Annotated in this window: 38 protein-coding genes; 36 read left to right on the plus strand and 2 right to left on the minus strand. The window is 40.6% G+C overall.

All coding sequences use genetic code 11. From position 1 onward, the window contains the following. Positions 1–4: 4 nt before the first annotated feature. The 29 genes from rplC to rplQ are packed head-to-tail and all read left to right on the plus strand — an operon-like array spanning position 5 to position 14044. Positions 5–646, plus strand: coding sequence for a 50S ribosomal protein L3 (gene rplC, locus HMPREF9200_RS05845; RefSeq protein WP_009353879.1), 642 nt, complete (start codon positions 5–7; stop codon positions 644–646). 25 nt (positions 647–671) lie between these two features. After that, entirely contained in the window at positions 672–1295 is a 624-nt protein-coding gene (rplD, locus tag HMPREF9200_RS05850) for a 50S ribosomal protein L4 (protein ID WP_009353880.1), read from the plus strand. Next, positions 1295–1579: a 50S ribosomal protein L23 gene (rplW, locus tag HMPREF9200_RS05855; RefSeq protein ID WP_009353943.1), complete on the plus strand. Its 285-nt coding sequence runs from the start codon at positions 1295–1297 to the stop codon at positions 1577–1579. Before rplD ends, rplW begins: the two co-directional genes overlap by 1 nt. A 23-nt stretch (positions 1580–1602) precedes the next feature. After that, positions 1603–2433: a 50S ribosomal protein L2 gene (rplB, locus tag HMPREF9200_RS05860; RefSeq protein WP_009353898.1), complete on the plus strand. Its 831-nt coding sequence runs from the start codon at positions 1603–1605 to the stop codon at positions 2431–2433. A gap of 22 nt (positions 2434–2455) precedes the next feature. After that, positions 2456–2737 (plus strand): 30S ribosomal protein S19, encoded by a 282-nt coding sequence (gene rpsS / locus HMPREF9200_RS05865; protein WP_009353934.1) that lies wholly within the window; start codon positions 2456–2458, stop codon positions 2735–2737. Between the two features lie 11 nt (positions 2738–2748). Continuing rightward, on the plus strand, positions 2749–3084 hold the full coding sequence (gene rplV, locus HMPREF9200_RS05870) for a 50S ribosomal protein L22 (RefSeq protein WP_009353926.1): 336 nt from the start codon (positions 2749–2751) through the stop codon (positions 3082–3084). A gap of 18 nt (positions 3085–3102) precedes the next feature. Next, positions 3103–3768, plus strand: coding sequence for a 30S ribosomal protein S3 (gene rpsC, locus HMPREF9200_RS05875; protein WP_009353925.1), 666 nt, complete (start codon positions 3103–3105; stop codon positions 3766–3768). Further along, positions 3768–4205 (plus strand): 50S ribosomal protein L16, encoded by a 438-nt coding sequence (rplP, locus tag HMPREF9200_RS05880; protein ID WP_009353916.1) that lies wholly within the window; start codon positions 3768–3770, stop codon positions 4203–4205. The genes rpsC and rplP overlap by 1 nt, the downstream gene beginning before the upstream one ends. After that, complete coding sequence (gene rpmC, locus HMPREF9200_RS05885) at positions 4195–4395, plus strand: 50S ribosomal protein L29 (protein WP_009353915.1); 201 nt, start codon at positions 4195–4197, stop codon at positions 4393–4395. The genes rplP and rpmC overlap by 11 nt, the downstream gene beginning before the upstream one ends. Before the next feature lie 39 nt (positions 4396–4434). Next, on the plus strand, positions 4435–4695 hold the full coding sequence (gene rpsQ, locus HMPREF9200_RS05890; RefSeq protein WP_009353932.1) for a 30S ribosomal protein S17: 261 nt from the start codon (positions 4435–4437) through the stop codon (positions 4693–4695). 24 nt (positions 4696–4719) lie between these two features. After that, positions 4720–5088: a 50S ribosomal protein L14 gene (rplN, locus tag HMPREF9200_RS05895; RefSeq protein WP_009353930.1), complete on the plus strand. Its 369-nt coding sequence runs from the start codon at positions 4720–4722 to the stop codon at positions 5086–5088. A 16-nt stretch (positions 5089–5104) separates the two neighbouring features. Beyond that, positions 5105–5422: a 50S ribosomal protein L24 gene (gene rplX, locus HMPREF9200_RS05900; RefSeq protein WP_009353903.1), complete on the plus strand. Its 318-nt coding sequence runs from the start codon at positions 5105–5107 to the stop codon at positions 5420–5422. Between the two features lie 28 nt (positions 5423–5450). Further along, positions 5451–5990: a 50S ribosomal protein L5 gene (rplE, locus tag HMPREF9200_RS05905; protein ID WP_009353920.1), complete on the plus strand. Its 540-nt coding sequence runs from the start codon at positions 5451–5453 to the stop codon at positions 5988–5990. 17 nt (positions 5991–6007) lie between these two features. Next, the gene (gene rpsN, locus HMPREF9200_RS05910) at positions 6008–6277 is read left to right on the plus strand and encodes a 30S ribosomal protein S14 (protein WP_009353911.1); all 270 of its coding nucleotides are present in this window, start codon (positions 6008–6010) and stop codon (positions 6275–6277) included. Positions 6278–6305: 28 nt separating this feature from the next. Then, a complete protein-coding gene (gene rpsH / locus HMPREF9200_RS05915) occupies positions 6306–6704 on the plus strand; it encodes a 30S ribosomal protein S8 (RefSeq protein ID WP_009353887.1) in 399 nt (132 codons plus the stop codon). A 24-nt stretch (positions 6705–6728) separates the two neighbouring features. After that, positions 6729–7274: a 50S ribosomal protein L6 gene (gene rplF, locus HMPREF9200_RS05920; RefSeq protein ID WP_009353919.1), complete on the plus strand. Its 546-nt coding sequence runs from the start codon at positions 6729–6731 to the stop codon at positions 7272–7274. Between the two features lie 31 nt (positions 7275–7305). Next, positions 7306–7668, plus strand: a complete 363-nt coding sequence (gene rplR / locus HMPREF9200_RS05925) for a 50S ribosomal protein L18 (protein WP_009353882.1) — start codon at positions 7306–7308, stop codon at positions 7666–7668. 18 nt (positions 7669–7686) lie between these two features. Beyond that, positions 7687–8187: a 30S ribosomal protein S5 gene (rpsE, locus tag HMPREF9200_RS05930; RefSeq protein WP_009353893.1), complete on the plus strand. Its 501-nt coding sequence runs from the start codon at positions 7687–7689 to the stop codon at positions 8185–8187. 14 nt (positions 8188–8201) lie between these two features. Beyond that, the gene (gene rpmD / locus HMPREF9200_RS05935) at positions 8202–8381 is read left to right on the plus strand and encodes a 50S ribosomal protein L30 (protein WP_009353936.1); all 180 of its coding nucleotides are present in this window, start codon (positions 8202–8204) and stop codon (positions 8379–8381) included. A gap of 19 nt (positions 8382–8400) precedes the next feature. Beyond that, positions 8401–8841 carry a 50S ribosomal protein L15 gene (rplO, locus tag HMPREF9200_RS05940; protein ID WP_009353906.1) on the plus strand — a complete coding sequence of 147 codons (441 nt, stop codon included), beginning with the start codon at positions 8401–8403 and terminating at the stop codon, positions 8839–8841. 1 nt (position 8842) lies between these two features. Next, entirely contained in the window at positions 8843–10105 is a 1263-nt protein-coding gene (gene secY, locus HMPREF9200_RS05945; protein ID WP_009353878.1) for a preprotein translocase subunit SecY, read from the plus strand. 11 nt (positions 10106–10116) lie between these two features. Continuing rightward, a complete protein-coding gene (locus tag HMPREF9200_RS05950; protein ID WP_009353894.1) occupies positions 10117–10680 on the plus strand; it encodes an adenylate kinase in 564 nt (187 codons plus the stop codon). A 3-nt stretch (positions 10681–10683) separates the two neighbouring features. Further along, positions 10684–11454: a type I methionyl aminopeptidase gene (gene map / locus HMPREF9200_RS05955; RefSeq protein WP_009353874.1), complete on the plus strand. Its 771-nt coding sequence runs from the start codon at positions 10684–10686 to the stop codon at positions 11452–11454. Positions 11455–11477: 23 nt separating this feature from the next. Next, complete coding sequence (infA, locus tag HMPREF9200_RS05960) at positions 11478–11696, plus strand: translation initiation factor IF-1 (RefSeq protein ID WP_009353944.1); 219 nt, start codon at positions 11478–11480, stop codon at positions 11694–11696. Between the two features lie 26 nt (positions 11697–11722). After that, the gene (gene rpmJ, locus HMPREF9200_RS05965; protein ID WP_007391661.1) at positions 11723–11836 is read left to right on the plus strand and encodes a 50S ribosomal protein L36; all 114 of its coding nucleotides are present in this window, start codon (positions 11723–11725) and stop codon (positions 11834–11836) included. 22 nt (positions 11837–11858) lie between these two features. Continuing rightward, positions 11859–12227 (plus strand): 30S ribosomal protein S13, encoded by a 369-nt coding sequence (gene rpsM / locus HMPREF9200_RS05970; RefSeq protein ID WP_009353922.1) that lies wholly within the window; start codon positions 11859–11861, stop codon positions 12225–12227. A gap of 15 nt (positions 12228–12242) precedes the next feature. Then, entirely contained in the window at positions 12243–12632 is a 390-nt protein-coding gene (gene rpsK, locus HMPREF9200_RS05975; RefSeq protein ID WP_009353912.1) for a 30S ribosomal protein S11, read from the plus strand. 51 nt (positions 12633–12683) lie between these two features. Beyond that, positions 12684–13691, plus strand: coding sequence for a DNA-directed RNA polymerase subunit alpha (locus tag HMPREF9200_RS05980; protein WP_009353885.1), 1008 nt, complete (start codon positions 12684–12686; stop codon positions 13689–13691). A gap of 14 nt (positions 13692–13705) precedes the next feature. Further along, entirely contained in the window at positions 13706–14044 is a 339-nt protein-coding gene (gene rplQ / locus HMPREF9200_RS05985) for a 50S ribosomal protein L17 (protein ID WP_009353923.1), read from the plus strand. Between the two features lie 221 nt (positions 14045–14265). On the opposite strand, the gene HMPREF9200_RS08465 is transcribed toward rplQ, so the two are convergent. Both HMPREF9200_RS08465 and HMPREF9200_RS08470 read right to left on the minus strand, forming a co-directional pair. Beyond that, positions 14266–15246 (minus strand): methyltransferase regulatory domain-containing protein, encoded by a 981-nt coding sequence (locus HMPREF9200_RS08465; protein WP_052847079.1) that lies wholly within the window; start codon positions 15244–15246, stop codon positions 14266–14268. Then, a complete protein-coding gene (locus HMPREF9200_RS08470; RefSeq protein WP_009353883.1) occupies positions 15186–15890 on the minus strand; it encodes a class I SAM-dependent methyltransferase in 705 nt (234 codons plus the stop codon). The genes HMPREF9200_RS08465 and HMPREF9200_RS08470 overlap by 61 nt, the downstream gene beginning before the upstream one ends. 446 nt (positions 15891–16336) lie before the next feature. Here HMPREF9200_RS08470 and HMPREF9200_RS05995 point away from each other — a divergent pair, with 446 nt between their 5' ends. The 7 genes from HMPREF9200_RS05995 (at position 16337) to HMPREF9200_RS06025 (ending at position 26018) form a co-directional block, all read left to right on the plus strand. Next, positions 16337–18043, plus strand: a complete 1707-nt coding sequence (locus tag HMPREF9200_RS05995; protein WP_009353896.1) for an ESPR-type extended signal peptide-containing protein — start codon at positions 16337–16339, stop codon at positions 18041–18043. 293 nt (positions 18044–18336) lie between these two features. Next, positions 18337–18990, plus strand: a complete 654-nt coding sequence (locus tag HMPREF9200_RS06000; RefSeq protein WP_009353918.1) for a YadA C-terminal domain-containing protein — start codon at positions 18337–18339, stop codon at positions 18988–18990. Positions 18991–19271: 281 nt separating this feature from the next. Beyond that, complete coding sequence (locus tag HMPREF9200_RS06005) at positions 19272–20414, plus strand: isochorismate synthase (RefSeq protein WP_009353892.1); 1143 nt, start codon at positions 19272–19274, stop codon at positions 20412–20414. A 309-nt stretch (positions 20415–20723) separates the two neighbouring features. Further along, a complete protein-coding gene (menD, locus tag HMPREF9200_RS06010) occupies positions 20724–22532 on the plus strand; it encodes a 2-succinyl-5-enolpyruvyl-6-hydroxy-3-cyclohexene-1-carboxylic-acid synthase (protein WP_009353891.1) in 1809 nt (602 codons plus the stop codon). A 1-nt stretch (position 22533) separates the two neighbouring features. After that, positions 22534–23373: a 2-succinyl-6-hydroxy-2,4-cyclohexadiene-1-carboxylate synthase gene (gene menH / locus HMPREF9200_RS06015; protein ID WP_141558208.1), complete on the plus strand. Its 840-nt coding sequence runs from the start codon at positions 22534–22536 to the stop codon at positions 23371–23373. A gap of 117 nt (positions 23374–23490) precedes the next feature. Then, positions 23491–24630: an o-succinylbenzoate synthase gene (menC, locus tag HMPREF9200_RS06020; protein WP_009353941.1), complete on the plus strand. Its 1140-nt coding sequence runs from the start codon at positions 23491–23493 to the stop codon at positions 24628–24630. A 146-nt stretch (positions 24631–24776) separates the two neighbouring features. Further along, on the plus strand, positions 24777–26018 hold the full coding sequence (locus HMPREF9200_RS06025; RefSeq protein WP_009353877.1) for a serine dehydratase subunit alpha family protein: 1242 nt from the start codon (positions 24777–24779) through the stop codon (positions 26016–26018). Positions 26019–26047: the final 29 nt, after the last annotated feature.

The following is a 26047-nucleotide window of genomic DNA, read 5'->3' on the forward strand; positions in this document are numbered from 1 at the left end:
GATTATGTCTAAAGCTATTTTGGGTAAAAAGTTAGGAATGACTCAAGTCTTCACTACTGAAGGCAAACTAGTTCCTGTCACTGTAGTGGAAACTACACCTAGCGTAGTAGTGCAAGTAAAAACTGTTGAATCCGACGGTTACAATGCAGTACAGCTTGGATACGGTTCCATTAAAGAAAAACATTTAACTAAACCTGTAAAAGGCCAGTTCGATAAAGCCGGCGTTGCGCCAGTTAAATATCTTCGTGAACTTCGCCTTGCTGAAGCAACTGATTACACAGTGGGCCAAACTCTGGCAGCTGATATCTTCGCAGAAGGTGAGCTAGTAGATGTTGTGGGTACAGGTAAAGGTAAAGGTTTCGCTGGTACAATTAAGCGTCATAACTTTAGCCGTGGTCCTGAAACTCATGGTTCCAAATCTCATCGTGAACCAGGTTCCATCGGTCCAATGATCTCCGGTGGCGGCGGTAAAGTATTTAAAGGTAAAAAACTTCCTGGACAAATGGGTGGTGGCAGAGTTACTGTACAACGTCTATCTGTTGTAAAAGTTGATACTGAACGTAACCTTTTATTAATCAAAGGTGGCATCCCTGGTGCTAAAGGTAGCCTAGTGATGGTTCGCAACACAGTAAAACCTGTTAAATAACTAATTGTCGAAAGGAGGATACATAATGCCAACAGTAACTAAATACAACATGTCCGGCGCTAAAGTCGGCGAAATCCAGTTGAATGATGCAGTATTCGGTGTTGAAGTAAACGCTGCTGTTATGCATCAAGCCGTAGTTCGTCAATTGTCTAACGAACGACTTGGTACACATGCAACTAAAACTCGAGGAGAAGTACGCGGTGGCGGTAAAAAACCTTGGAGACAAAAAGGTACAGGCCGTGCTCGTGCTGGTTCTAGCCGTTCCCCAATTTGGGTAGGTGGTGGTATCACTTTTGGTCCACAACCACGTAGCTACTATAAAGCTATGCCTCGTAAAGCTAGACGCTTAGCAGTTAAATCTGCATTATCTGATAAAGTAAATAACAGCGAATTGTTCGTAATCGACGAATTGAAATTAGCTGCACCAAAAACTAAAGAAGTATTAAATATTCTTAATAACTTCCAAGTAGGTGACGCAAAAGTTCTTTTCATCACTGATGGTGATGTAAATGTGGAATTATCTGCTCGTAACATTCAAGGTGTGAAAGCTCTTCCATACACGAACATTAATATCTTCGATTTATTGCATCACGACAAACTCTTCATCGCTGAAGGTGCTATTGCAAAAATTGAGGAGGTGCTTGGATAATGAACAAATTTGATGTATTAATTCGTCCAATCATTACAGAAAAAACAACTTTGTTAATGCAAGAAAACAAATACACTTTCCAAGTTCCTTTGAATGCGAACAAAGTAGAAATCCGTAAAGCTGTTGAATCTATCTTCAACGTAAAAGTAGAAAAAGTAGCCACTATCCGTGTATTAGGAAAAACTAAACGCATGGGTCGCACAATGGGTAAACGTAGCGATTATAAAAAAGCTATCGTAACTCTAAAAGCTGGCGAAACTATTGAATTATTTGAAGGTGTATAAGAGTCTAGTAAGGAGGCCCAATAATGGCAATTAAATCATTTAAACCGTACTCCGCTGGTCGTCGGTTTATGACAGTGTCTGCCTTTACTGAAATTACAGCAAGCAAACCTGAAAAATCCTTGCTCGCAAAAGTAACTTCTAAAGGTGGTCGTAATAACACTGGTAAAATGACAGTACGTCATCAAGGTGGCGGTCATAAACGTCAATACCGTATTATTGACTTCAAACGTACTAAAGATAATATCCCAGCTCGCGTAGCTACAATCGAATACGATCCTAACCGTAGTGCTCGTATTGCATTGTTAAACTATGCAGATGGTGAAAAACGTTATATCATTGCTCCACATGGTCTTAAAGTGGGTGATGTAGTTTACTCCGGTCCTGAATCCGATATTAAACCAGGTAATGCATTACCATTGGCTAATATCCCATTGGGTACTCAAGTACACAACATCGAAATGAAAATCGGTAAAGGCGGACAAATCGTTCGTTCTGCTGGTACTTCCGCTCAATTAATGGCGAAAGAAGGCAACTATGCATTACTTCGTTTACCATCTGGTGAACTTCGTCGTGTACGCGTAGAATGCCGTGCTACAGTAGGTGTTGTATCTAACATTGACCATGAAAATATCACTATTGGTAAAGCTGGCCGTCAACGTTGGTTAGGCATTCGTCCTGGCAACCGCGGGGTTACAATGAACCCTTGTGACCATCCTCATGGTGGTGGTGAAGGTAAATCTCCAGTTGGTCGTAAACATCCTGTTACACCTTGGGGTAAACCAGCTCATGGCGTTAAAACTCGCGACAAGAAAAAAGCTTCTAGCAAGTTAATCGTTAAACGTCGTACAAAATAGGATATAGGAAGGAGATATAACAGTGTCCAGATCAATTAAAAAAGGCCCTTTTGTTGCAGAATCTCTTCTGAAAAAAATTGATGCCTTAAATGAAACTAATGATAAAAAAGTAGTAAAAACCTGGTCCCGTGCATCTACTATTTTCCCACAATTTGTAGGCCATACGATTGCTGTGCATGATGGTCGCAAACATGTACCTGTATTCATTACAGAAGATATGGTAGGTCATAAATTAGGTGAGTTCGCTCCTACACGTACTTATAAAGGTCATGGTAAGGACGAAAAATCTACAGGCAGAAAATAGGAGGATTTAACATGGAAGCAAAAGCAATCGCTAGACATATTCGTATTGCGCCTCGTAAAATCCGCATCGTTGCAGATTTAGTGCGCGGTAAAAACATCGGCGAAGCATTTGCCATCTTGAAGTTTACTCCGAAAGTTGGCGCCGATGTAGTAACTAAAGTTTTGACATCTGCTATTGCAAATGCAGAACACAATTTTGATATGAATGTAGATAATCTTTATGTGTCCGAGATCTTTGTTGATCAAGGCCCAACAATGAAACGCATTCATCCTCGTTCCCGTGGACAGGCTTTCAAAATTTTGAAACGTTCTAGCCACGTAACAGTAGTTGTTAAAGAAAGAGCTTAATCGAAGGAGGGAAACAGAGTGGGTCAAAAAGTAAATCCACATGGCTTGCGTGTTGGTATCGTAAAAGATTGGGACGCAAAATGGTATGCTGATAAAGATTTCGCATCTAACCTTCATGAAGACGTAAAAATTCGTACTTTCTTGAAGAAAACACTTTTCATTGCTGGTATTTCCCGCATTGAAATTGAGCGTACAAATAAACGTATTAAAGTAACTATCCACACAGCTAAACCAGGTATGGTTATCGGTAAAGGTGGACAAGGTATCGAAGATATCCGTAAAGAGTTAAAACGTTTTACAGATAAACAAATCGATGTAAACATTGCTGAAATTAAACAAGTAGACATGGAAGCTCAACTTGTTGCTGAAAGCATTGCTAGTCAATTGGAACGCCGTGTAAGCTTCCGTCGTGCAATGAAACAAGCAGTAGGTCGCACTATGCGTTTAGGCGCTAACGGTATCAAAGTAATGGTATCCGGTCGTCTTGGCGGTGCAGAGATCGCTCGTAGCGAATCTTACCGTGAAGGTTCCATTCCACTTCACACACTTCGTGCAAATATCGACTATGCAACAGCAGAAGCACATACAACATATGGTTGCATCGGTATTAAAGTATGGATCTACAAAGGTGAAGTTTTGCCAGAAGCTAAACAAACATCTAAAAAGGAAGAAGGTGACAACTAATGCTAATTCCAAAGCGCGTAAAACATCGTAAACAATTCCGCGGTCGTATGAAAGGCCGTGCAATGCGTGGTAACAAAGTTGCTCATGGTGATTTCGGTTTAGTAGCATTAGAGCCATCTTGGATCACAAACCGTCAAATCGAAGCAGCCCGTATTGCTATGACACGTTACATTAAACGTGGTGGTAAAGTTTGGATTAAAATTTTCCCTGATAAACCAATCACTGCAAAACCAGCAGGCGTTCGTATGGGTTCCGGTAAAGGTTCTCCAGAAAAATGGGTAGCAGTAGTTCGCCCAGGACGTGTAATGTTTGAAATGAACGGCGTTCCAGAAGTAGTGGCTCGCGAAGCTATGCGTCTTGCAAGCCATAAACTTCCAATCAAAACGAAGTTCGTTGTTAAGGGTAAAGAATTGGGTGGTGACGTAAATGAAGGTTAATGACATTCGCAATTTGAGCGCTGCCGAGTTGAACACTAAAGTTTCCGAATTGAAAGAAGAGTTGTTTAACCTACGTTTTCAACTCGCTACTGGTCAATTAGAAAATCCAATGCGTATCCGTGAAGTTAAAAAAACTATCGCTCGTATCAAAACTGTACAACGAGAAGAAGAAATTAAAGGTAACGCATAATAACAAATTTTGTTTGGATTGAATAGGAGGCTTAAAGTCGTGGCAGAAGTAAGAAATGTACGAAAAGCACGTGTAGGTAAAGTTGTAAGCAACAAAATGGACAAAACAGTTGTTGTACAAATCGATCGTAAAGTACCTCACGAATTATATAGCAAGCCAATGGTAACAAGCAAACGTTTTAAAGCTCATGATGAAAATAACGAATGCTTAGTTGGCGATATCGTAAAAATCGTAGAAACTCGTCCATTATCTAAAGATAAACGTTGGAGAGTTGTAGAAATTATTGAAAGACAAAAATAATCAGTGATGTAAGGAGGAAAAGTCATGATCCAGCAACAAACAATTTTGAATGTTGCCGATAACACTGGTGCGAAACGCATTATGTGCATCCAAGTGATGGGCGGTTCTTACCGTAAATTTGGCAATATTGGTGACGTAATCGTTGCTTCTGTAAAAGATGCATCACCCGGTGGCGTTGTCAAGAAAGGCGACGTTGTAAAAGCCGTTATTGTTCGTTCTAAAAAAGGCATCCGTCGTCAAGATGGTTCCTATATCCGTTTCGATGAGAACGCTGCTGTAGTTATTAAAGACGACAAAAGCCCTCGCGGAACTCGTATTTTCGGACCTGTAGCAAGAGAACTTCGTGAAAAAGATTTCATGAAAATTATCTCCCTTGCTCCAGAAGTGTTATAAGAAGGAGGAGCTCAACATGTCCCAAAAACTACATGTTAAAAAAGGTGATACAGTTGTTGTTATCTCCGGCAAGGAAAAAGGTAAACAAGGCGAAATCATCGCTGTTGATATCAAAAAAGAAAGAGTAACTGTAAAAGGTCTTAACCTAGTTAAACGTCATACAAAACCTAGCCAAGCGAACCCTCAAGGTGGCATCATTGAAAAAGAAGGTACAATCCATGTATCCAATGTAATGGTGTTAGATCCTGAACAAAAAGTTCCAACTCGTACTAAAAAAGTTGAGGAAAATGGTTCTTTAGTTCGTGTAGCTGTTAAAAGTGGCGCTAAACTTTAATTGATAAGGAAAGGAGGTCTTTTACAAAATGTCTCGTTTACAAGAAAAATATACTTCTGAAATTAAGAAGGCTTTACAAGAGAAATTCCAATATGGCAACGTAATGGAAATTCCTAAATTAGAAAAAATCGTAATCAATATCGGCGTAGGCGATGCTGTTGGTAACTCCAAAGCATTGGACGCAGCTGTTAAAGATTTAGAAATTATCGCTGGTCAAAAACCAGTCGTAACTCGCGCGAAAAAATCCATTGCGAACTTTAAAGTTCGTGAAGGTATGCCTCTTGGCACAAAAGTAACTCTTCGTGGCGAACGCATGTATGAATTCCTCGATAAATTGATTAATGCGGCATTGCCTCGCGTGCGTGACTTCCGTGGTATCAGCGCTAAAGCGTTTGATGGTCGTGGTAACTATGCATTGGGCCTAAAAGAGCAATTAATCTTCCCTGAAATCGAATACGATCAAGTAGAACGAGTAACAGGTATGGATATTATCTTCGTAACAACAGCTAATACTGACGAAGAAGCTCGTGAATTATTGGCACAATTCGGCATGCCTTTTGAAAAATAATTAGGAGGAAACGATAGATGGCTAAAAAATCTATGATCGAACGTGAGAAAAAACGTGCACGTATCGTTGCAAAATATGCAGCAAAACGCGAAGCGTTAAAAGCAGCAGGCGATTATGAAGGTTTATCCAAATTACCTGCCAACGCATCCCCAACACGCTTGCACAACCGTTGCAACTTAACAGGTCGTCCTCATGGTTATATACGCAAATTCGGTATTAGCCGTATTGCGTTCCGTGAATTGGCGTACAAAGGACAAATCCCTGGCGTGAAAAAAGCTAGTTGGTAATAGGATAACGAGAGGAGGTTTTTAGAAGATGGTAATGACAGATCCGATTGCGGATATGCTGACTCGCATCCGTAATGCAAACTCTGCACTTCATGAAACAGTTGAAATCCCTGCTTCTAAAATGAAGGCTGCTGTTTTAGCTATCCTTAAAGACGAAGGTTTCGTTAAGGAAGTTGAAACAATTGAAAATGAAAAACATGCTACTTTAAAAGTAACATTGAAATATGGTTCTAATAATGAAAAAGTAATTACCGGTATTAAACGTATCTCTAAACCAGGTCTACGTGTATACGCGAAAAAGGAAGAACTTCCTCGCGTACTTGGTGGTTTAGGTATTGCAGTTATTTCTACATCTAAAGGCATTATGAGCGACAAACAAGCTCGTAAAGAAGGCTTAGGTGGCGAAGTAATCGCTTACGTTTGGTAATCATAGCAATAGGAGGTAGAAAGAATGTCACGTGTCGGTAGAATGCCTATCGAGATCCCAGCTGGCGTAACAGTATCTCAAAACGAGAATACGTTAACAGTTAAGGGTGCAAAAGGTGAATTAACTCGTACTTTCCATCCGGATATTAACATTGCTGTTGAAGAAAATGTAATCACAGTAACTCGTCCTAGCGATGGAAAAGAACACCGTTCTTTACACGGTTTAACTCGTGCTCTTGTTGCAAATATGGTAACAGGCGTACATGAAGGCTTTACTAAAACTTTAGAAATCAATGGCGTTGGTTACAGAGCGGCTAAGCAAGGTAACAAACTTGCTTTAACATTGGGCTTCTCCCATCCAGTAGAGATGGAAGCTCCTGCTGGTATTACAATCGATGTCCCAGCTCCTAATAAAATCGTTGTTTCTGGTGCTGACAAAGAAGTTGTTGGTGCAGTAGCAGCTGATATTCGTAAATGGAGAAAACCAGAACCTTACAAAGGTAAAGGTATCCGTTACGAAGGCGAAGTTGTTCGTCGTAAAGCAGGTAAAGCTGGCGCTAAAGGTAAGTAATAACAGTTTACATTAGAAAGGAGTGGACATCTTGGCAGGAACATCCAAACGCAAAATTGCTCGTGCAAAACGTCATTTACGTTTACGTCGTCACATTTCCGGTACGGCTGCACGTCCTCGCTTGAACGTATATCGTTCTTTAAGCAATATTTATGCTCAAGTCATTGATGACGTAGCTGGCAAAACATTAGTATCTGCTAGCTCTCAAGATAAAGAATTAAATCTTTCCTACGGCGGTAACGTAGCTGCTGCTAAAGCAGTTGGTGAAGCTGTTGCGAAAAAAGCAATTGCTGCAGGTATCGATACAGTAGTATTTGACCGCGGTGGTTACATTTATCATGGTCGTGTAGCAGCCCTTGCAGAAGGTGCTCGTGAAGCAGGCTTAAAATTCTAAGAAGGAGGAACTATAGACATGGCAAGAATTGATTACACAACTCTTGATCTTAAAGAAAGAGTAGTATTCATCAACCGCGTAGCCAAAGTTGTTAAAGGTGGTCGTCGTTTTTCCTTCAGCGCCCTTGTAGTTGTTGGTGACGGCAACGGTCATGTAGGTGTTGGCTTAGGTAAAGCTGCGGAAGTACCTGATGCAATCCGTAAAGGCATTGATGATGCTAAGAAAAACCTTATTCATGTTGTTATTAAAAATGGTACAATCCCTCATACAGTTACAGGAACATTCGGCGCAGGTCGTGTATTCTTGAAACCAGCTGCAGAAGGTACTGGAGTTATCGCTGGTGGCCCAGTGCGTGCCGTATTGGAATTAGTTGGTGTTCGTAACATCTTGACTAAATCCTTAGGATCTTCTAATCCTAACAACATGGTTCGCGCAACACTAGAAGGTTTAGCTCAATTAAAACGAGCTCAAGACGTGGCTGCACTTCGTGGCAAAACTCTTGAAGAAATTTACGGTTAATAAGGAGACCAATAATGGCACAAGTTAAAGTAACATTAACAAAAAGCTTAATCGGTCGTCCTGCAGATCAACGTGCGACTGTTAAAGCTCTTGGATTGAAAAAAACTAACTCCCAAGTAGTTAAAGAAGTGACACCTCAAATCGAAGGTATGCTTCATAAAGTTAGACATTTAGTAAAAGTAGAAGAAGTATAATAGATAAGGAGGTGCACGAATGAAACTTCATGAATTAGCTCCGGCTGCAGGTTCCAAAAAAACTCGTACTCGTGTAGGTCGTGGTCTTGGATCCGGTTTAGGTAAAACTTCCGGTCGTGGTCAAAAAGGTCAAAATTCTCGTAGTGGTGGCGGTGTGCGCACTGGCTTCGAAGGTGGCCAAATGCCTCTTTATCGTCGTTTACCAAAACGTGGTTTCAAAAATATCTTTGCACTTCAATATGCAGAAGTTAATGTATCTCAATTGAATCGTTTTGAAGACGGTGCAACTGTAGATCCAGTAGCTCTTATTGAAGCTGGTATTTTGAAAAACGTACGTGATGGTATCCGTATCCTTGGTAACGGAACTTTAGAACGTAAATTAACTGTTATCGCTAACGGATTTACAAAATCTGCAGTAGAAAAAATCGAAGCAGCAGGTGGAAAAGTAGAGGTGATCTAGGGTGCTAGATAGCCTCTTGAATATCACAAAAGTAACGGAATTACGCAACAAAGTAGTTTATACATTACTTATGTTCATTGTCTTTCGCTTAGGTATCCATATTCCGGTACCTGGCGTAGAGGCATCTGTTATTGAAAGCTTATTCACCAGTGGTAACTTATTTGGTTTACTAGATTTGTTCGCCGGTGGTGCGTTAAGTAAGTTCTCTATCTTTGCAATGAGTATTACTCCTTATATCAATGCATCAATCATTATGCAATTGTTAGGAGCGGTAGTACCAACATTTGAAGCATGGAGTAAAGATGGAGAAGAAGGGCGTAAAAAAATTGCTAAAGTAACACGTTATGGTACAGTAATTCTTGGCTTTATTCAAGCCTTTGGTATGACTTATGCATTACGTGCTAGCAACGCACTTATTGATAATAGCTTCATGTCTGTAATTCTAATCTCTATTATTTTGACAGCAGGAACATGTTTCTTGATGTGGGTAGGAGAACAAATTACAGCTCATGGCATAGGTAATGGTATTTCTCTCATTATCTTTGCTGGTATCGTGGCGCGATTCCCTGATGGGGTTCAAACCATTTACCAGTACCTACAAGTAGGTACAATTAATGTATTTCAAGCGATTCTATTTGCTATCATTGCGGTAGCTATGATCGTTCTTGTAATTGCTGTGACACAAGGCCAACGTCGAATTCCTATTCAATATGCTAAACGCGTAGTAGGACGAAAAATGTATGGTGGTCACTCAACATTCCTGCCGTTGAAAGTCAATCAAGCAGGGGTTATCCCAATTATCTTTGCGTCATCCATATTGATGTTCCCAGCCACATTGGCACAATTTGTACAAGTACCTTGGGTACAAACAGTTGCAAGTTATTTCCAATGGGGAACGCCGATACAAACTATTTTGTATGCTGTGTTGATTTTATTTTTTACATACTTCTATACAGCTATCTCAATCAATATTACGGATATGGCAGATAATATGAAAAAACACGGTGGTTTTATCCCAGGTATTCGCCCAGGAAAACCGACTGCTGACTATGTAGACCGAGTAATGACTCGAATTACATTAGTAGGTGCATTTTTCTTAGCTTTCGTTGCAATCTTACCAAATATGATTGGTGGATTGACAGGTATTCAAGGTGTGTACTTTGGTGGTACAGCACTACTTATCGTGGTGGGCGTAGCATTAGATACAATGCAACAAGTAGAATCTTTAGTATTAACACGCCAATATAAGGGCTTTGTGAAATAGGAGATTATGATATGTATATTTTATTAATGGGACCTCCAGGTGCTGGTAAAGGCACGCAGGCAGCTCGTCTGATTGAAAAATATGGTATCCCTCAAATTTCTACAGGTGACATGTTCCGTGCCGCTGTAAAAGAATCTACTCCATTAGGATTAGAAGCTAAGAAATATATGGATGCTGGACAATTAGTTCCAGATAGCGTTACCATTGGCATCGTTCGTGAACGCTTGTCCAAGGATGACTGTAAACAAGGTTTCATTTTAGATGGCTTCCCTCGAACAACAGCACAAGCTGTTTCTTTGGATGCGATTTTAAAAGAAATGAACATCGTTCTTGATGCTGTACTTAATTTAAGTGTTCCCTCTGAAGAGTTGGTTCGACGCATCAGTGAAAGAGCACGTCTTGAAAATCGTGATGATGACAAACCGGAAACAGTACAGAAACGTCTTGCTGTATACGAAGAGTCTACTAAACCATTGATCGATTACTATCGTAATAGTGGTCAATATGTAGAAATCAACGGCTTACAGGATGTGGACACAGTATTTGCAAATATCGTTACGGCTTTGGAGAAATAATCAATGATTATTTTTAAATCGCCCGAAGAAATTGAGCATATCCGAAAGGCATCTCAACTGACAGCAGCAACGTTAACCGAGCTTGCTAAACTAGTTAAGCCGGGTGTTTCAACGCTTGAGTTAGACCAATTTGCCGAAGAATATATTCGCAGTCATGGAGGAGTTCCAAGCTGCATTGGTTACTATGGGTATCCAGCAACTATCTGTGCTTCCATAAATCATGAAGTGGTACATGGGATTCCAAGTGCATCTCGTATACTAAAAGATGGCGATGTCATCAGCATTGATTTAGTATCATCTATTAATGGATATCATGGGGATTCTGCTATTACTGTTCCAGTAGGAGAAGTAAGTCCTAAAGTCTATGCATTACTAAAAGTTACAGAGGAATGTCTTTTCAAAGGGATTGAACAAGCTGTAGCGGGTAATCATGTAGGAGATATTTCCCATGCCGTACAATCTCATGCAGAACGTCATAGATATGGTGTTGTGCGAGATTTTGTAGGACATGGTTTAGGAAAAAGTATGCATGAAGATCCACAAGTTCCAAATTATGGTACTAAGGGCAAAGGTCCAGAACTTAGACCAGGAATGGTCATCTGTATTGAGCCAATGATTACTATGGGCACGCACAAAGTAAGAGTTCTTGAAGACAACTGGACTGCGGTCACAATGGACCGTAAGCCAGCTGCTCACTTTGAACATACCATTGCCATTACTGAAAATGGTACTGAAATACTTACTATGCGTGATACACCGAGGTTAATACAATAACCAGTAACCGGAGGATAAAAGATATGTCAAAAGAAGACGTTATTGAAGTGGAAGGTACGGTCGTTGAGGCACTACCAAATGCTATGTTCCAAGTTGAATTGGAAAATGGGCATGTGGTTTTGGCTCATGTGTCAGGTAAAATGCGTATGAATTTTATCCGTATCCTTCCTGGTGATAAAGTTACTATGGAACTGACACCATATGACTTAAGCCGTGGTCGCATCACCTATCGCTTTAAGTAAGCATAGGATCCACAAAGGAGGTACTTATGAAGGTTAAACCATCAGTTAAAAAGATATGCGAAAAATGTAAAATTATTAAACGTAAAGGCCGTGTAATGGTTATTTGCGAAAACCCAAAACATAAACAAAAACAAGGATAATTGATAGGAGGTGGATGAATAGATGGCACGTATAGCCGGTGTAGATTTACCACGTGACAAACGTGTGGAAATTGGTTTAACTTATATTTACGGTATCGGTCTTACTCTTTCTAAAGAAGTATTAGCAAAAACTGGTATCAACCCAGATACTCGCGTTCGTGATTTAAGTGAAGATGAAGTAGCTAAAATCCGTGAACTTCTTGATGCAGAGTATAAAGTAGAAGGTGATCTTCGTCGTGAAGAAGCACTTAACATTAAACGCTTAATTGAAATCAACTCCTATCGCGGTAAACGTCATCGTATGGGACTTCCATGTCGTGGTCAACGTACGAAGACAAATGCTCGTACTCGTAAGGGTCCTCGTAAAGCAATCGCAGGTAAGAAGAAATAATAAAGGAGGGATATTGTGGCTAAGAAAACAGTTAGATCCAAAAGAAAAGAAAAGAAACATATCGAATCTGGTGCAGCGCATATTCGCTCCACTTTTAACAACACTATCGTTACAGTAACAGACGTAAACGGTAATGCTCTTTCTTGGGCATCTGCTGGTGGTCTAGGTTTCCGTGGTTCCCGTAAATCCACTCCATTTGCAGCACAAATGGCAGCTGAACAAGCGGCAAAAGCAGCTATGGAACACGGTCTTCGCACTGTAGAAGTATTTGTTAAAGGTCCAGGATCTGGTCGTGAAGCAGCGATTCGTGCGTTGCAAGCAGCTGGTCTTGAAGTAACAAGCATTAAAGATGTGACTCCAATTCCTCATAACGGCTGTCGTCCTCCAAAACGTCGTCGCGTATAATCTGAGCTATATACTTAGAAAAGTGACAAGTTTTAGAGGAGGGTATACCTGATGAGCGAAGAAAAAAAACTTAGAATCGAGAAAGTAGTAATGACAGAAGATGGCCGCTACGGTAAATTCGTATGCGAGCCATTGGATCGTGGTTATGGTATTACTCTCGGTAATAGCTTGCGTCGCATTTTGCTTTCATCCTTAGATGGAGCAGCAATTACTTCCATCAAGATTGACGGAGTACTTCATGAGTTCTCTACGATTGAAGGTGTTCGTGAGGATGTATCCGATATTATTCTGAACCTTAAACAGTTGTGCATTCGTCTTGAAGATGAAGCACCTGTACCGATGGATGTACATATCGATGTTCGTAAAGATGGAGTATTAACAGCAGGTGACTTGATTCAATTCATGCCTCCTGAAGTCGAAGTCTTAAATCCAGAATTGGTAATTGCTACAATGGATGAAGCAGCTCATCTTGTAATGGATGTGCGTATCGAACGCGGTAAAGGATATGTACCATCTACTAAGAATAAACGTGAAGATGATATGATTGGTCAAATTCCAATTGACTCTATCTTCTCGCCAATTCTAAGAGCAAAATATGAAGTCAGCGATGTCCGCGTGGGCAACGAAATGGACTTTGATAAGCTTACTTTAGAAGTTTGGACAAATGGTTCTATTACAGCATCTGATGCAATTGCTAAATCTGCAGCAATCATGATTTCCTATCTAGGAAACTTTACTCGACTAGCTCATTCTCATGATATGATTAATGTAGGGGAAAGTGAAGCAGAATTAACAAGTGCAAATGGTCAAGAAGGTGGCGATATTGATGCTGAACCTAAGGGACCAACGACAATTCCTATTGAAGATCTTGAGTTGTCTGTTCGTGCTTTCAATTGTTTGAAACGTGCTAACATTCATACTATCGGTGACTTAACTGGTAAAACAGAAGACGAATTAGGAAAAATCCGCAATTTAGGGAAAAAATCTGTAGAAGAAATTCTAGAGAAATTACAATCTTACAATGAGAGTAATGATTCCTTAACATCTCAAAGCGAATAAGAGGAGAAAGACTAATGGCATACAGAAAATTAGGCCGCAACAGTTCCGCTCGTAAAGCGTTGTTCCGCGGTATGGTAACATCTCTCTTCGTACATGAACGCATTGAAACAACAGAAGCAAAAGCAAAAGAGCTTCGCAAATATGTTGATGAAATGATTACATTAGGCAAACGTGGCGACTTACATGCTCGTCGTCAAGTTCTTGCTTTTCTTATGAACGAAGATGCAGTAAAAAAATTATTTGATGAAATTGCTCCAAAATATGCTGAGCGCAACGGTGGTTACACTCGTGTAATCAAACTTGGCCTTCGTAAAGGCGATGCAGCTCCATTAGCTATTCTTGAGCTTGTATAATCAACAGCAATCTGGTTGTGATAGGATGAGTTTCACTCATTCTGTTGCAGCCTTTTTTGCTTTTCTATGGCATATAGAAGCTCTACCTAATAGAGAACCGTTTGTTGTCAGATAGCAGGATTCTTTGGGTTTTGTAACATATAGCATAGAGGCGAAATAAAATGAATTGAATACATGAAAATAGCGACTCTGTCCAGTGGGATGGAGTCGCTGTTTTGCTATTAATTAAATTGTGTTTCGTCCACTTCTAAGAATCCGAAGTATTCCATACGTCGAATCATTTCTTCGTAGAAAGCAAGGATCATAGTGTATTTGTTAGATTGTTGTAAGGCTAGAGGGCTAATGCTTTCTTCTGTCATAGCCTCGTAGATTTTGCACATTACATCATGTTTTGTCGTTGGCTTGCTGAGGAGTTTCATGAATTCTAAATCTTCTTCGTTGAAATCGGAGATAGGGTCATTGTAGCGATTGCCAGGGTAGATATAGGCATTCACCCCTTCTTGTGGCATAATCTCTACAAATGGAATATAGCGCTCAGGGATGTAGCTTTTCTTCTCTTCAAAAACATGATGTTTGAAAGGATGCTCTGTTTCCAGCACCGATAGGCTGATACCGCCTTGAATGATGTGTTCCACTAAGAATTGATAGAACAACGGCAAGCAAATATCAGGAAGGGTATGCTCTCCTGTATAGGTCACTAATGTGTTGTGTTTCAGATAGAAATGCGGGCCCTCTTGTTGGAACAAATCTACCAATGCTTTTGTTGCAGAGCTATCCATCCGTTTTGCCAAGTCTTCAAAGATGGGCTCTAAATGTTCCGATGGAATGCGAAGAGTGAATAGAAATTGCTCCAAGCTGTGTTGGAAGTCTGCATCTGTGACAGATGTTTCGGTAATGGGTTTTGGCGTAGCCCCTTTGTGGGTGAATAAGGATTTGCGGAATGCTGTGTTCAGCATGAAATCGATGTACTGTTCTCGTGCCAATGGGTCATGTGGAGCTAGCACTTGTAATTGCGTGCGCAATGTTTCGTCATACACAGTAGGGAATGATAAATTTAAATCGCAGTCGCAGAGGTAGGTGAATCCATGCTCTGCCATATGGTCCATGCATTGATGAAAGTACACTGGCGTGTTCACTGGCTCTAAATGATCATGGCCAACGTAGCAATCTTGTTTTTGCAATGTTTGACGTAAGGATTGCAAAAATGATGCCTGTTGGTTTTTACCGTATCGTATTCAAGCATGAGAGCGCCTAGCTTACTCGCCACCGTTTTACCGTGCCGCACTTTTTCGCGATGGTTCAAGGTGTCGATATCTTTATTGGCAAACTCTAAAAGAGCACGTACACTGTCCATCTTATGCCAGCCTGGATAGGTGTTATAGGACATGTACAAGATACCATTTTCCGCAAGGTGTTCTTTACAGAGGCAAAGGAAATTGTCTTTTGTTTCCTCGTCCACCCAAGAATAAAAACCATGAGCGATGATGTAATCGTAGGTGCCGAGGTGGTCGTGGCTTTCATTCACATCACCTTCTAATAAGTCAAGATTGGTGATGCCCAATTGGTCGATGTAGGTCTTGCCCACACTTACTTGGGTGGGGGCAATTTCAATGCCTGTGAAAGTCGCCTGCGGATAGAACAGGGCTTGGGAAATTAAATTACCGCCGTAGGAAGATCCGATTTCCAAAATGCGAGCGTTGCTAGCAGGGGCCGGTGAAAGGCCTAATAGACGAGCGTAACTTTCAAGGAAGGGAGCAGACGCATACGGAAAGGGCTGAGATAAATACCCTAAGTCAGCGTAGATTTCTTTGGCCTGCTCTTTAGTCATTCGTGTATTGTATCGCATAAAAACTCCTTTATTCTCTGGGATGTTATAGTAGTATTCATCAGTTGCTATGAGTAGTAGTTTGCATAGTTATATAGTTATAAGTATATCAGAAAAGATATAAATTACATACTAGTATCTATGGCGACTAGAGGCTCAAATTATTTTGGATAGAGACAGAGTGTTTTCTATTGTGACCTCAAGCTATATATGGATGTAAAATTGAAGAGATAGCAGTATAAGTAAATGAAAATAATTTTGAAATAACAGTTGGTTATATATGATATAACTAATAGAAATACGGGGGGGGGGAGGGTTATTTTTAATATTTTTTATTGCTTTACTTAATAAATTCTGTTATTATGAACGTAACATGAAATTACAGAAGGGTTTTACTAATAACTTAACTTCTAAGTCTTTTTAGTGTGGTACAAGTTGTTTAACTAGTAGAAAAGGGGAAATCTATTATGAATCAAATTTTCAAAGTTGTGTACAGTGCAGCAAAACAATGTTATGTGGTAACATCTGAATTTGCAAAATCAAATGGTAAAAAAGCAGCAGTCGTAGCAGCTGCGTTGGTATTAACAAGCGGTGTGGGTGCGGTGAATGCAGCTGATGTAGATAGTTTAGATACTCGATTAACTTCTTTAGAAACAACAGTTTCTAAAATTAATGCTAAGGTAACAGCTGGTACACCAGGTGCAGCTGCAAATAATGCGCAAATTGAAGAAAACAAAGCAAATATCGAAAAAAACAAAACTGAAATTGAGGCGCAGGCTACACGAGTTGATAAAGTAGTTGATGCAGTAAGTGAGATATCTACAGACGTTGAAGAAAATGGCAAGAAAATCGACACTAATGCTAGCGATATCCTTACGAATAAAGAGGCGATTGCTGCCAATACAACAAAAATTGGAGAAGCTATTGAGAGTGTAAATGCTAACAATGAGGCTATTACAACTCTTAAAGCGTCTGTAGAGAAAGATGAAGAAAAATTAAATGATGTTGATGAAGCAGTAAAAGCAAATCGCAGTGATATTGATACAAACACTACTAATATCGAAAAAAACAAAACTGAAATTGAAGCGCAGGCTACACGAGTTGATAAAGTAGTTGATGCAGTAAGTGAGATATCTACAGACGTTGAAGAAAATGGCAAGAAAATCGACACTAATGCTAGCGATATCCTTACGAATAAAGAGGCGATTGCTGCCAATACAACAAAAATTGGAGAAGCTATTGAGAGTGTAAATGCTAACAATGAGGCTATTACAACTCTTAAAGCGTCTGTAGAGAAAGATGAAGAAAAATTAGATGTAGTTGATAAAGCAGTAGAAGCAAATCGTAATGATATTGATGCAAATAGTGCTAATATTGAAACTAATAAGGCTGAAATTGCTAAAAATGCAGGAGCAATTAAAGCAGCAGATGATCGTATTACAAAAGTAAAAGAACTTACAGCTAAAGCAATTACAAATGCTATGGAAAAGTTAGGTGAGGAAGTTCTTAATCCATTAGCTACTGATGTAGCAAAAAATGAAGAGAATATCGAAGCTAATAAAAAAGAAATTGCTAAAAATGCAGAAGCAATTAAAGCAGCAGATGAGCGTATTACAAAAGTAAAAGAAAATACAACTAAAGCGCTTACTGATGCTATGACTGACTTAAGTGAAAATATTCTTGATCCAATGGGAAAAGCTGTAGAAAAAAATGAAAAAGACATTGCTGAGTTGAAAGAACAACACTCCGCTCATGAAACTTCTATTACAAACTTGGATAATCGCACAACTGCATTAGAAGCTGTAAAAGGTACTAAAGAAGGCCTTGAAATGCTTAAAAATGTAGAAGCTAAGGTAGATAAAAATACAGGCGATATTAAAACAGTAGCAACTGGCTTAGTTAAAACAGCAGAAAAAATCGATGAACTAACCGATAAAAACGCTGAGCAAGATAATGAAATTTCTGGCAATGCTGAAGCCATCGATGCTAATACTAAAGCTATTGATAAAAATACGAAAGCCGTTGATGAAGCTAATAAAAAATTAGTAGAACATGCAACAGTAATTAATGAAAATACAAAAGCTATTAATGACAATGTAGATAGTATTAATACAAATGCTGAAAGTATTGCTAAAAACACCGGCTACATTAAAGAAATAGTAGAAAAAATATAGAATTAGGTGAAGCTGTAAAAGAAAATAAAGAGAATATCAAAACAGTAGCAACTGGCTTAATTGAAACAGCAAAAGAAATCGATAGAATAGATGCTAAAGATGCTGAACAAGATGGTAAAATTAAGACAAATACTGAGAATATTAAAACAGTAGCAACTGGCCTACTTAAAACAGCAGGAGAAATTGATGCATTACATGAAAAAGATGCTACGTTAGAAGCAAAAAATAATGCCCAAGATGTTGAAATTAAAGCAGCTAAAGATGCAGCAAAAGTAGCAGATACAAAAGTAAATATGTTAACTGATGTACTTGTAGCAGCATCTGATGAGTTAGAAAAAAATATCAAAGACAATAAAAAAGATTTAGATGATAAAAATCTTGCGCAAGATGGTAAAATTGATAACAATACAAGCACAATTGCGACTAATAAACAGGTTCAAGATGCAGCAAACGAAAGATTTACTGAAAGCATTAACACGTTAAAGAATACTACAGTTCTTAAAAAAGATCATTCTGCAGATATCAAAGCTTTACAAGAAGTAGACAAAAACCATGAAGCTCGTTTAACGACTGTTGAAAATGATGTGAAAACTGTAGGTGCGAATGCAGCGGCGTTAGCAGCGTTGAAACCTCTACAATACAACCCTGGTCAAACTACTCAAGTAATGGCAGGTGTTGGTACATACCGTGGTAAAACTGCTGTAGCATTAGGTGCAGCTCATTATGCTAGCGAAAACTTAATGTACCATGCAGGTGTAAGCTTCGGTAACGGTAACGGCGCAATGGCTAATGCTGGCGTTACAATTGGATTCGGCAGCGGCGAAGGTGCAAAAATGAACTCCTCTAAAGTAGCTGAATTACAAAGCGCAGTAGATCGTTTAACAGCTGAAAACGAACAAGTAAAAGCAGCGTTGTACGATATCTACGCAAAATTACAAGCTAAATAAGAAATAACTTAGAGAATAGATCACTAGGATATCTCCTAGTGTATAGACACTAAGATTATGACAGGAATACATGTTAGGTATACTCTATTTTGGGGTATCCTAACATGTATTTTTATATGAATCAATATATGTTTTTATCTAAGTGTTCAATGACTAGACTAGAATAGTGACCCATGTAGTGACATACTAAGACTGCATTAGAGTTTCACAGGTGTGGTATAATTGTAATAGAATCTATATAACGTGTCCCTACTTAGGGATTAGGGACGATGAGGAGTCATATGAAATATATTAAGGAGCCTTTACAATTAGACAATCCTTTGGAGTTTTGGCTAAACTTTGAGGGGGAAGAACGGGTCTTTTGGGTGGACCGTCAAAGTGATCGTGTGGTGGTAGGCGCCAAACGATTGGCGGTGGTACAAGATGATATCGACAGGGAACAATATGCGTACGTATTTTATGGGGGCACCTTCTTCCCTACTGTAAAAGATAAAAAATGGAGTAATATGGGCTATGAAATGGTGGCTTTCACCCATTACTATATTGTAGAAAATGGGGAGTCCTTTTATCTGCATGCAGGGGAGGGCGTAGATATACAGCGCCATAAGATTGAGCGCGTAGACCACGCTTTCACAGAAACCAGTGATGATAAACAAGATTGGGATACCTTGATGGATGCCATTTTGACAAATATTCATGAAGGGCGCATGACGAAGGTGGTTTCTTCTCGTGAGGTAGAGTTTACCAGCCCTACAAGGTTTGATGTGGTGAGCATATTAGACCGTTTGGTGGAGAACAACCCGAATTGCTTTATTTTTGGCTATGAAAAAGAGGGGCGCACCTTTGTAGGGGCATCCCCTGAAATTCTCGTGCGCCATCGGGGCGATGAAATTTTAAGCTATGCTTTGGCAGGAACAGCACCAAAGTTTGGTCCTAAGGCGTGGACGAAAGAACGATTCCTAAATGACCATAAAAATCGGGTGGAGCACAATATTGTGCGAGATCGTATTGTGCATACGATGCGACAAGTGACGGAGGATGTGGCCGTAGGGGAAACGGGAATTATGGAGCTTTCACGGTTATATCATTTGCGGACCATTATCACCGCTAAGGATAGCACGAAGTCCCTTATCGAATGGGGCCAATTATTACACCCCACACCAGCCTTAGGAGGTGAGCCACGAGAACTAGCGATGGATTTACTGGCGAAGTATGAAGCCCATGAACGCGGCATGTATGCGGCGCCCTTTGGATTTATGAAAGACATGGGGGATGGCATTCTAGTGGTTGCCATTCGGTCGGCCCTTATCATGGGTAATCGACTCTATGCCTATGCAGGATGCGGTATTGTGAGCGAATCTAATAGCGATGAAGAGTACGAAGAAACCATCAACAAAATGGGTACTATATTGGATGCCTTGTAGGATGATACATCCACGTATAGATCCAATTAGGCATGCCATAGGGTAGGATGATGAATCCGTACCGATGTATTGAACAGATACAGGAAGTTAAACAGGAATGTTGAGCAATCAGCATTCCTTTTTTTGTTATGAACCCATGTCTATGTATGTCAGTTAATTATGAACGAGATAGGGGCGTCTAGGTGTTAGATAGATACCCAGTGCAACTCATATGGATACGTACAGAATCTAAAAACAATGGTATAATACATAGTAGATAGTCACTATTAGATATAGTACAATACCACAGGTTGGTATGGGAGATACGATATGAATGAATATATAGCAAGTTTGGTGGATGAGTTATACCAATTAGGGGTGCGCCATGCGGTGTTCAGTCCTGGTTCACGGTCCACTACATTAGCGATGCTCTTTCAAAGCCATGGAGGCTTTCACACATATATGAATATTGATGAACGGTCTGCTGGGTTTATGGCATTGGGCATTGCCAAAGCACAAGGCGAACCAGCCGTGTTAGTGTGCACATCGGGGTCTGCATTGACCCATTATGGCCCTGCTGTGGTGGAAGCCAAGCACAGTAGTGTGCCTATGATTATTTTGTCCGCCGACCGCCCGTACACCTTGCAACAGGTGGGGGCACCGCAGACGATTGATCAACAGAAATATTTTGGCACCGCCGTGAACTATTATGAGGAATTGTCTGTGCCTAGTGAAAGTCACTATTACACGTACCCTCGTCAAGTGGCACGCCGTGCCTATTTGAAAGCGAATGACCACAAATTGGGGCCGGTACACATCAATGTACCTTTGTTTGAGCCTTTGGTGCCCAATCGTGAGGAAGAGTATTTTAAACAGGGGCGCAGTGCGAAACTATTCCGACTTGTGAAACATCAGGAGATAGCATCCTTGGCATCGTTGCTGGAGGGAAAACGCGTGCTCATTTTGGGCGGTCCTACTGTGATGAATCCGAAAGCAGTTGTGGACTTCGCCGATCGGATTGGCGCTGTTGTCATCGGTGATCCTTTATCTAATTTACGCCAATACGAGGGCGTGATTAGCACCTACGATGCTTTCTTGGCTCATCATGAACGATGGGAAGAGTTGCGACCTGATGTGGTCATCCAATTGGGACAAATCCCTGTGTCAAAACGGATTCAGCAATGGATGGGGACCTTGACGGACATCGATTATATTACCGTCAGCCCTAATGCAGAGGTGGTGAACCCTAGTTTGACGACTACCATACATGTGATGGCGAGTGTAGAGGTATTTGTAACAGAAGTATATCGTGGCTTATTTGCTGTATTGGGTCTAGGTAGTAGAATAGGAGATACAGTGCAGGGATTATTAGATAAGAGTGACGCGGAAGGCGCTAGATCTTATAAATTTGGACTGGAACAGGACATCACAGATATCAATCATCGACATAGATTAGAGGAATCTAACACAGCATGTAGTTGCTATACCGTATCGGATATAGAGTATGTCAGAGTATGGCAAGGTATCGAATCCAACAGCCGTGAACAATTAGACAAAGTCCAAGAGGAACTGAATCTATTTGAAGGCCGTACCATTCACATGTTACAACAAATCATGCCTGATGAAGGCCAACTTCTGGTGGCGAATAGCATGTCTATTCGTGATATGGACTATTTCTGGGCCACTGGACGATCGCAAGCTATGGTGTATGGAAATCGTGGCACCAATGGTATCGATGGGACTGTGTCTACGGCGTTAGGGCTAAGTACGAATGGGAAACCTACGGTGATGCTGACGGGAGATTTAAGTTTCTTTCACGATTTGAACGGTTTAGCCATTGGAAAAACACATGGTATGAACTTGACCATCATTTTACATAACAATGATGGAGGCGGTATTTTCCAATATTTGCCACAAAAAGGAACGGACGATTTCGATTACCTATTCAATACACCACAGGGCATTGATTACAGTGGGTTAGCCACCATGTATGGCTTAGACTATGTGAAAGTTGCCACCAATGCAGAGTTAGAACGGGCGATGCAACAGTACATTGGTGCAGAGGGGATACATCTCATAGAAGTGCCTACGTCTAAAGAAGGTAGTCGTGAATTACACAAGGTCTATCGGGTACAATAATATGAGACCAATGATTCAAGATATACGAACCTTAGATATACAACGTATGCAGATCCACATGGGAGAATACTACTATGGGGTGACTGTAACGGGTACGGGGAAACCTTTAGTTTGTTTTCATGGATTTTCCGAATCCGGGTCTACCTGGGATGGCATTGAGGTACAAGGTTATCGACTGATACGTATCGATAGTATGGGTCATGGTAGATCGGCTCGACCTATGGAATTAAAACCTTATGAACTGCCTCAGATGCTCAGTGATTTGCATCGGGTTATCTATGCCGTAGCCGGTGAAAGATATGCTCTCATGGGGTATTCCATGGGGGCTAGGCTAGCTTTAGTATATGCGCTAGAGTATCCTCAGGAAGTGTCGCATCTAGTCTTGGAAAGTGGCTCTGTAGGGATAGAAGATAGAGTAGAACGACAAGACCGCTATGTAGCCGATCAAGGGCTGGCTGAACGGATTCGTGCACATGATATCACGTGGTTTAGCGAGACCTGGGCTCAGCTAGAGATTTTCAAGACACAACAAGGTTTGCCTACAAAGGTGCAACAGCAGATTAGAGGGCGGCGCTTGCTCAATAGCCCTCATGCATTGGCGTTTACCTTGGAAGGAAGCGGACAGGGTAGTATGCCTTATGTAGGCCATCGATTGCCGGAATTAACTATGCCCGTCTGTTATATTAGTGGTGAACTAGATGCAAAATATACAGCCATTGGGGCTAAATATTTTGGTGATGTACATCGCATTGTACCGCAGGTGGGTCATAATGTGCATGTGGAAGCACCAGAAGCGTATCGGCAGATACTGGAACGCTTTTTCTATACCTGTAGGTATTAGGGGATGCGTTGGTCATACAATGGCATTTACTATGTCATGCAGTCATAGATAGTCTATGTTATGAAGCTAACTAGGTATATACAGTTCTAGTGATATGATAGAAATGAGAGGTGTCCTATGATTACAAATATCACCCTATACCATGTGCAACTACCGATGAAGTTTACTTTCAAAACGGCAAAGGGTGAAGTCAGTGTCAGGGATACTCTCATTGTTCGTTTGGAAGATGAAGCGGGCTATGTAGGTTACGGCGAATGTGTGGCTTTCGTAGACCCTTTTTATACAAAAGAAACGCTGGCATCTTGTTGGGATACCTTATGTACGAGGTATTTACCAAACCTGTTGGGGCAAGAAACAACAACCACATTGCCACAACAATGGCTGATGGAAGGCATGCCTATGACTGTAGCATCCGTGGAAAATGCCTTGCTCCATTTACAATGCCATCGCTTAGGGGTCAATACAGTGGAATACGTGCTACAGCAATCCTTACTGCCGACCGTACCTACGGGCATTGTCATTGGGGACGTCCCTTTGGATACCTTGGTGGATGCTGTATCTGGTTATGTATCACAAGGGTGTCAGCGCATTAAATTGAAAGTATCCCCCAAGGATGGGTATGAACGAGTACAGCGAGTGCGTTCGGTCTATCCAGACCTTACGTTAGCGGTGGATGCGAATCAGAGTTACACCTATGAAGATAGGGATAAGGTACAGGCCTTACAGGGGTTTCATTTGGCCTGTATAGAAGAGCCCTTTCAGATACAAAGTTTAAAAATGTATCATCAATATAAGTCAACTCATGAATGGGGGATTATGACTCCTATATGTTTAGATGAATCGATTTTGGGATATGACGATTTGGTCTATGCCCATAGGCATGGCTTGTTGGATGTACTCAATGTAAAAGTGGGTCGTTTAGGTGGTCTTCGAGAAACGGCTAAGGTCATTCAGTATTGTCGAGACCATGGAATCCAGTACTGGATTGGATCCATGGTAGAATCGAGTATTTCTAAATGGATGCATGTACAATTAGCGGCTCTAGGCGATGCCTATATGCCGGGAGATTTGTCGGATTCGTTGCGCTATTTTGAGCGAGATTTGACTCGACCGCCTATTATTAGTACAATAAAAAACTGCAGTACAGAGAGACTTTCACAGTTTGTGGAGGTGCCTAATGGTGCTGGATTGGGTGTAGACGTTGATATAGAGGCGTTAGAGACGTATTGCATACATAAGAAATTATGGCACCTATAACGGATTTATATACTTGTATAGGTTGTGGATGTGGTATGATACAATATACAAGTAGTGTATGAAACTATATGATATATACAGATATGATGCATTTCAAGTAGAGGTGGAAAGTATCGTTCTTATACATAGGTAAGTAGGAGGTTTGTATGACAGAGTACATAGAATTATTAAAACGTGAGGTAAAACCGGCCTTTGGTTGTACGGAGCCAATCGCCTTGGCTTTTGCAGCGGCGAAAGCGGCAGAACTATTAGGAGTTCGACCAGATCACATTCATGGTCGGTTAAGCGGCAATATTATTAAGAATGCAAAAAGTGTGACCATTCCTAATTCAGAAGGTCGTACGGGCATTTATTATAGTCTTATTTTAGGCACCTTAGTAGGGACAGCGGCGAAAGAACTAGAAGTGCTAGAAGACCTTACTCATGAACAAGTGGTAGAAGCAGACCGTTTATTTGAAGCGGATTACTGTGATATTGAGCTAGCAGAAGGGGTAGAAAACTTATTCATCGAAGTCACTGCTGTGGCTGGTGAGCATACGTCTAAGGTCATTGTTCAAAATACACATACCACTATTTCTTACGCAGAAAAAGACGGAGAAGTGTTGATTGCCTTATCTGCAGAAGAAGTGGCTAAACACTCCATGGAATTGTGCTTTGACTCTTGCTATGAATTTGCTAGTACTGTAGATGCAAAAGAGTTGGAAGATATTTTAGGACCACAACTAGATTTGAATATGGCTATTGCCGAAGAAGGTATGAAAAACAATTATGGTTCCAATATTGGTAAATTGATTATTTCCAATTCTTCTTCCATTGCGGATAAAGCTCGTGCCTATGCAGCTGCTGGATCTGATGCACGCATGGACGGTTGTTCTATGCCTGTAATGATTAACTGCGGTAGTGGTAACCAAGGGATTACATTATCTGTGCCTATTATGATGTATGCTAAAGAATACGGTATCGATCGTGACCATACGTTGCGCTCTTTAGCCTTAGCCAATGTGTTAGCTCTATACATTAAACAATATATTGGTCGTTTGAGTGCTTACTGCGGTGTAGTGAGTGCTGCTTCTGCTACAGCTGCTGGTGTAGCATTCTTACTTAATGAATCCAAGGAAGTAGTTTGGGAAACATTATCAAATGCATTAGCAGGCACATCCGGTGTGGTTTGTGATGGAGCAAAAGCATCTTGTGCTATGAAAATTGGTATGTCCCTTGGTAATTCCTTATTAGCCTATACACAAGCAAAGACAGATAATAGCTTTAAAGCAGGCCAAGGTATTGTAAAAGAAGACATTGACCATACAGTGCAAACGGTAGCAACCATTGCCCGTGAAGGGATGAAGCAAACCGATGTTGTCATCCTAGAAACCATGTTAGAAAAGTAATCTATGCATTATTGGTATAGAGAATGAGA

This window comes from Veillonella sp. oral taxon 780 str. F0422 (assembly GCF_000221605.1).
Classification (GTDB): Bacteria; Bacillota; Negativicutes; order Veillonellales; family Veillonellaceae; genus F0422.

Excerpts from the sequence above, each read along its gene's own strand:
- rplN (WP_009353930.1), top strand. The coding sequence starts at position 4,720 with ATGATCCAGCAACAAACAATTTTGAATGTTGCCGATAACACTGGTGCG.
- HMPREF9200_RS06005 (WP_009353892.1), top strand. The coding sequence starts at position 19,272 with ATGAAATATATTAAGGAGCCTTTACAATTAGACAATCCTTTGGAGTTT.
- HMPREF9200_RS06025 (WP_009353877.1), top strand. The coding sequence starts at position 24,777 with ATGACAGAGTACATAGAATTATTAAAACGTGAGGTAAAACCGGCCTTT.
- rplP (WP_009353916.1), top strand. The coding sequence starts at position 3,768 with ATGCTAATTCCAAAGCGCGTAAAACATCGTAAACAATTCCGCGGTCGT.
- infA (WP_009353944.1), top strand. The coding sequence starts at position 11,478 with ATGTCAAAAGAAGACGTTATTGAAGTGGAAGGTACGGTCGTTGAGGCA.
- rplQ (WP_009353923.1), top strand. The coding sequence starts at position 13,706 with ATGGCATACAGAAAATTAGGCCGCAACAGTTCCGCTCGTAAAGCGTTG.
- menC (WP_009353941.1), top strand. The coding sequence starts at position 23,491 with ATGATTACAAATATCACCCTATACCATGTGCAACTACCGATGAAGTTT.
- rplB (WP_009353898.1), top strand. The coding sequence starts at position 1,603 with ATGGCAATTAAATCATTTAAACCGTACTCCGCTGGTCGTCGGTTTATG.
- HMPREF9200_RS06000 (WP_009353918.1), top strand. The coding sequence starts at position 18,337 with ATGTTAACTGATGTACTTGTAGCAGCATCTGATGAGTTAGAAAAAAAT.
- rplF (WP_009353919.1), top strand. The coding sequence starts at position 6,729 with ATGTCACGTGTCGGTAGAATGCCTATCGAGATCCCAGCTGGCGTAACA.
- rplX (WP_009353903.1), top strand. The coding sequence starts at position 5,105 with ATGTCCCAAAAACTACATGTTAAAAAAGGTGATACAGTTGTTGTTATC.
- rpsE (WP_009353893.1), top strand. The coding sequence starts at position 7,687 with ATGGCAAGAATTGATTACACAACTCTTGATCTTAAAGAAAGAGTAGTA.
- rplO (WP_009353906.1), top strand. The coding sequence starts at position 8,401 with ATGAAACTTCATGAATTAGCTCCGGCTGCAGGTTCCAAAAAAACTCGT.
- rpsM (WP_009353922.1), top strand. The coding sequence starts at position 11,859 with ATGGCACGTATAGCCGGTGTAGATTTACCACGTGACAAACGTGTGGAA.
- rplC (WP_009353879.1), top strand. The coding sequence starts at position 5 with ATGTCTAAAGCTATTTTGGGTAAAAAGTTAGGAATGACTCAAGTCTTC.
- rpmD (WP_009353936.1), top strand. The coding sequence starts at position 8,202 with ATGGCACAAGTTAAAGTAACATTAACAAAAAGCTTAATCGGTCGTCCT.
- map (WP_009353874.1), top strand. The coding sequence starts at position 10,684 with ATGATTATTTTTAAATCGCCCGAAGAAATTGAGCATATCCGAAAGGCA.
- menD (WP_009353891.1), top strand. The coding sequence starts at position 20,724 with ATGAATGAATATATAGCAAGTTTGGTGGATGAGTTATACCAATTAGGG.
- HMPREF9200_RS05980 (WP_009353885.1), top strand. The coding sequence starts at position 12,684 with ATGAGCGAAGAAAAAAAACTTAGAATCGAGAAAGTAGTAATGACAGAA.
- rplE (WP_009353920.1), top strand. The coding sequence starts at position 5,451 with ATGTCTCGTTTACAAGAAAAATATACTTCTGAAATTAAGAAGGCTTTA.
- rpsN (WP_009353911.1), top strand. The coding sequence starts at position 6,008 with ATGGCTAAAAAATCTATGATCGAACGTGAGAAAAAACGTGCACGTATC.
- rpsH (WP_009353887.1), top strand. The coding sequence starts at position 6,306 with ATGGTAATGACAGATCCGATTGCGGATATGCTGACTCGCATCCGTAAT.
- rplV (WP_009353926.1), top strand. The coding sequence starts at position 2,749 with ATGGAAGCAAAAGCAATCGCTAGACATATTCGTATTGCGCCTCGTAAA.
- rplD (WP_009353880.1), top strand. The coding sequence starts at position 672 with ATGCCAACAGTAACTAAATACAACATGTCCGGCGCTAAAGTCGGCGAA.
- menH (WP_141558208.1), top strand. The coding sequence starts at position 22,534 with ATGAGACCAATGATTCAAGATATACGAACCTTAGATATACAACGTATG.
- rpmJ (WP_007391661.1), top strand. The coding sequence starts at position 11,723 with ATGAAGGTTAAACCATCAGTTAAAAAGATATGCGAAAAATGTAAAATT.
- rpmC (WP_009353915.1), top strand. The coding sequence starts at position 4,195 with ATGAAGGTTAATGACATTCGCAATTTGAGCGCTGCCGAGTTGAACACT.
- rplW (WP_009353943.1), top strand. The coding sequence starts at position 1,295 with ATGAACAAATTTGATGTATTAATTCGTCCAATCATTACAGAAAAAACA.
- HMPREF9200_RS08470 (WP_009353883.1), bottom strand. The coding sequence starts at position 15,890 with ATGCGATACAATACACGAATGACTAAAGAGCAGGCCAAAGAAATCTAC.
- HMPREF9200_RS05950 (WP_009353894.1), top strand. The coding sequence starts at position 10,117 with ATGTATATTTTATTAATGGGACCTCCAGGTGCTGGTAAAGGCACGCAG.
- HMPREF9200_RS05995 (WP_009353896.1), top strand. The coding sequence starts at position 16,337 with ATGAATCAAATTTTCAAAGTTGTGTACAGTGCAGCAAAACAATGTTAT.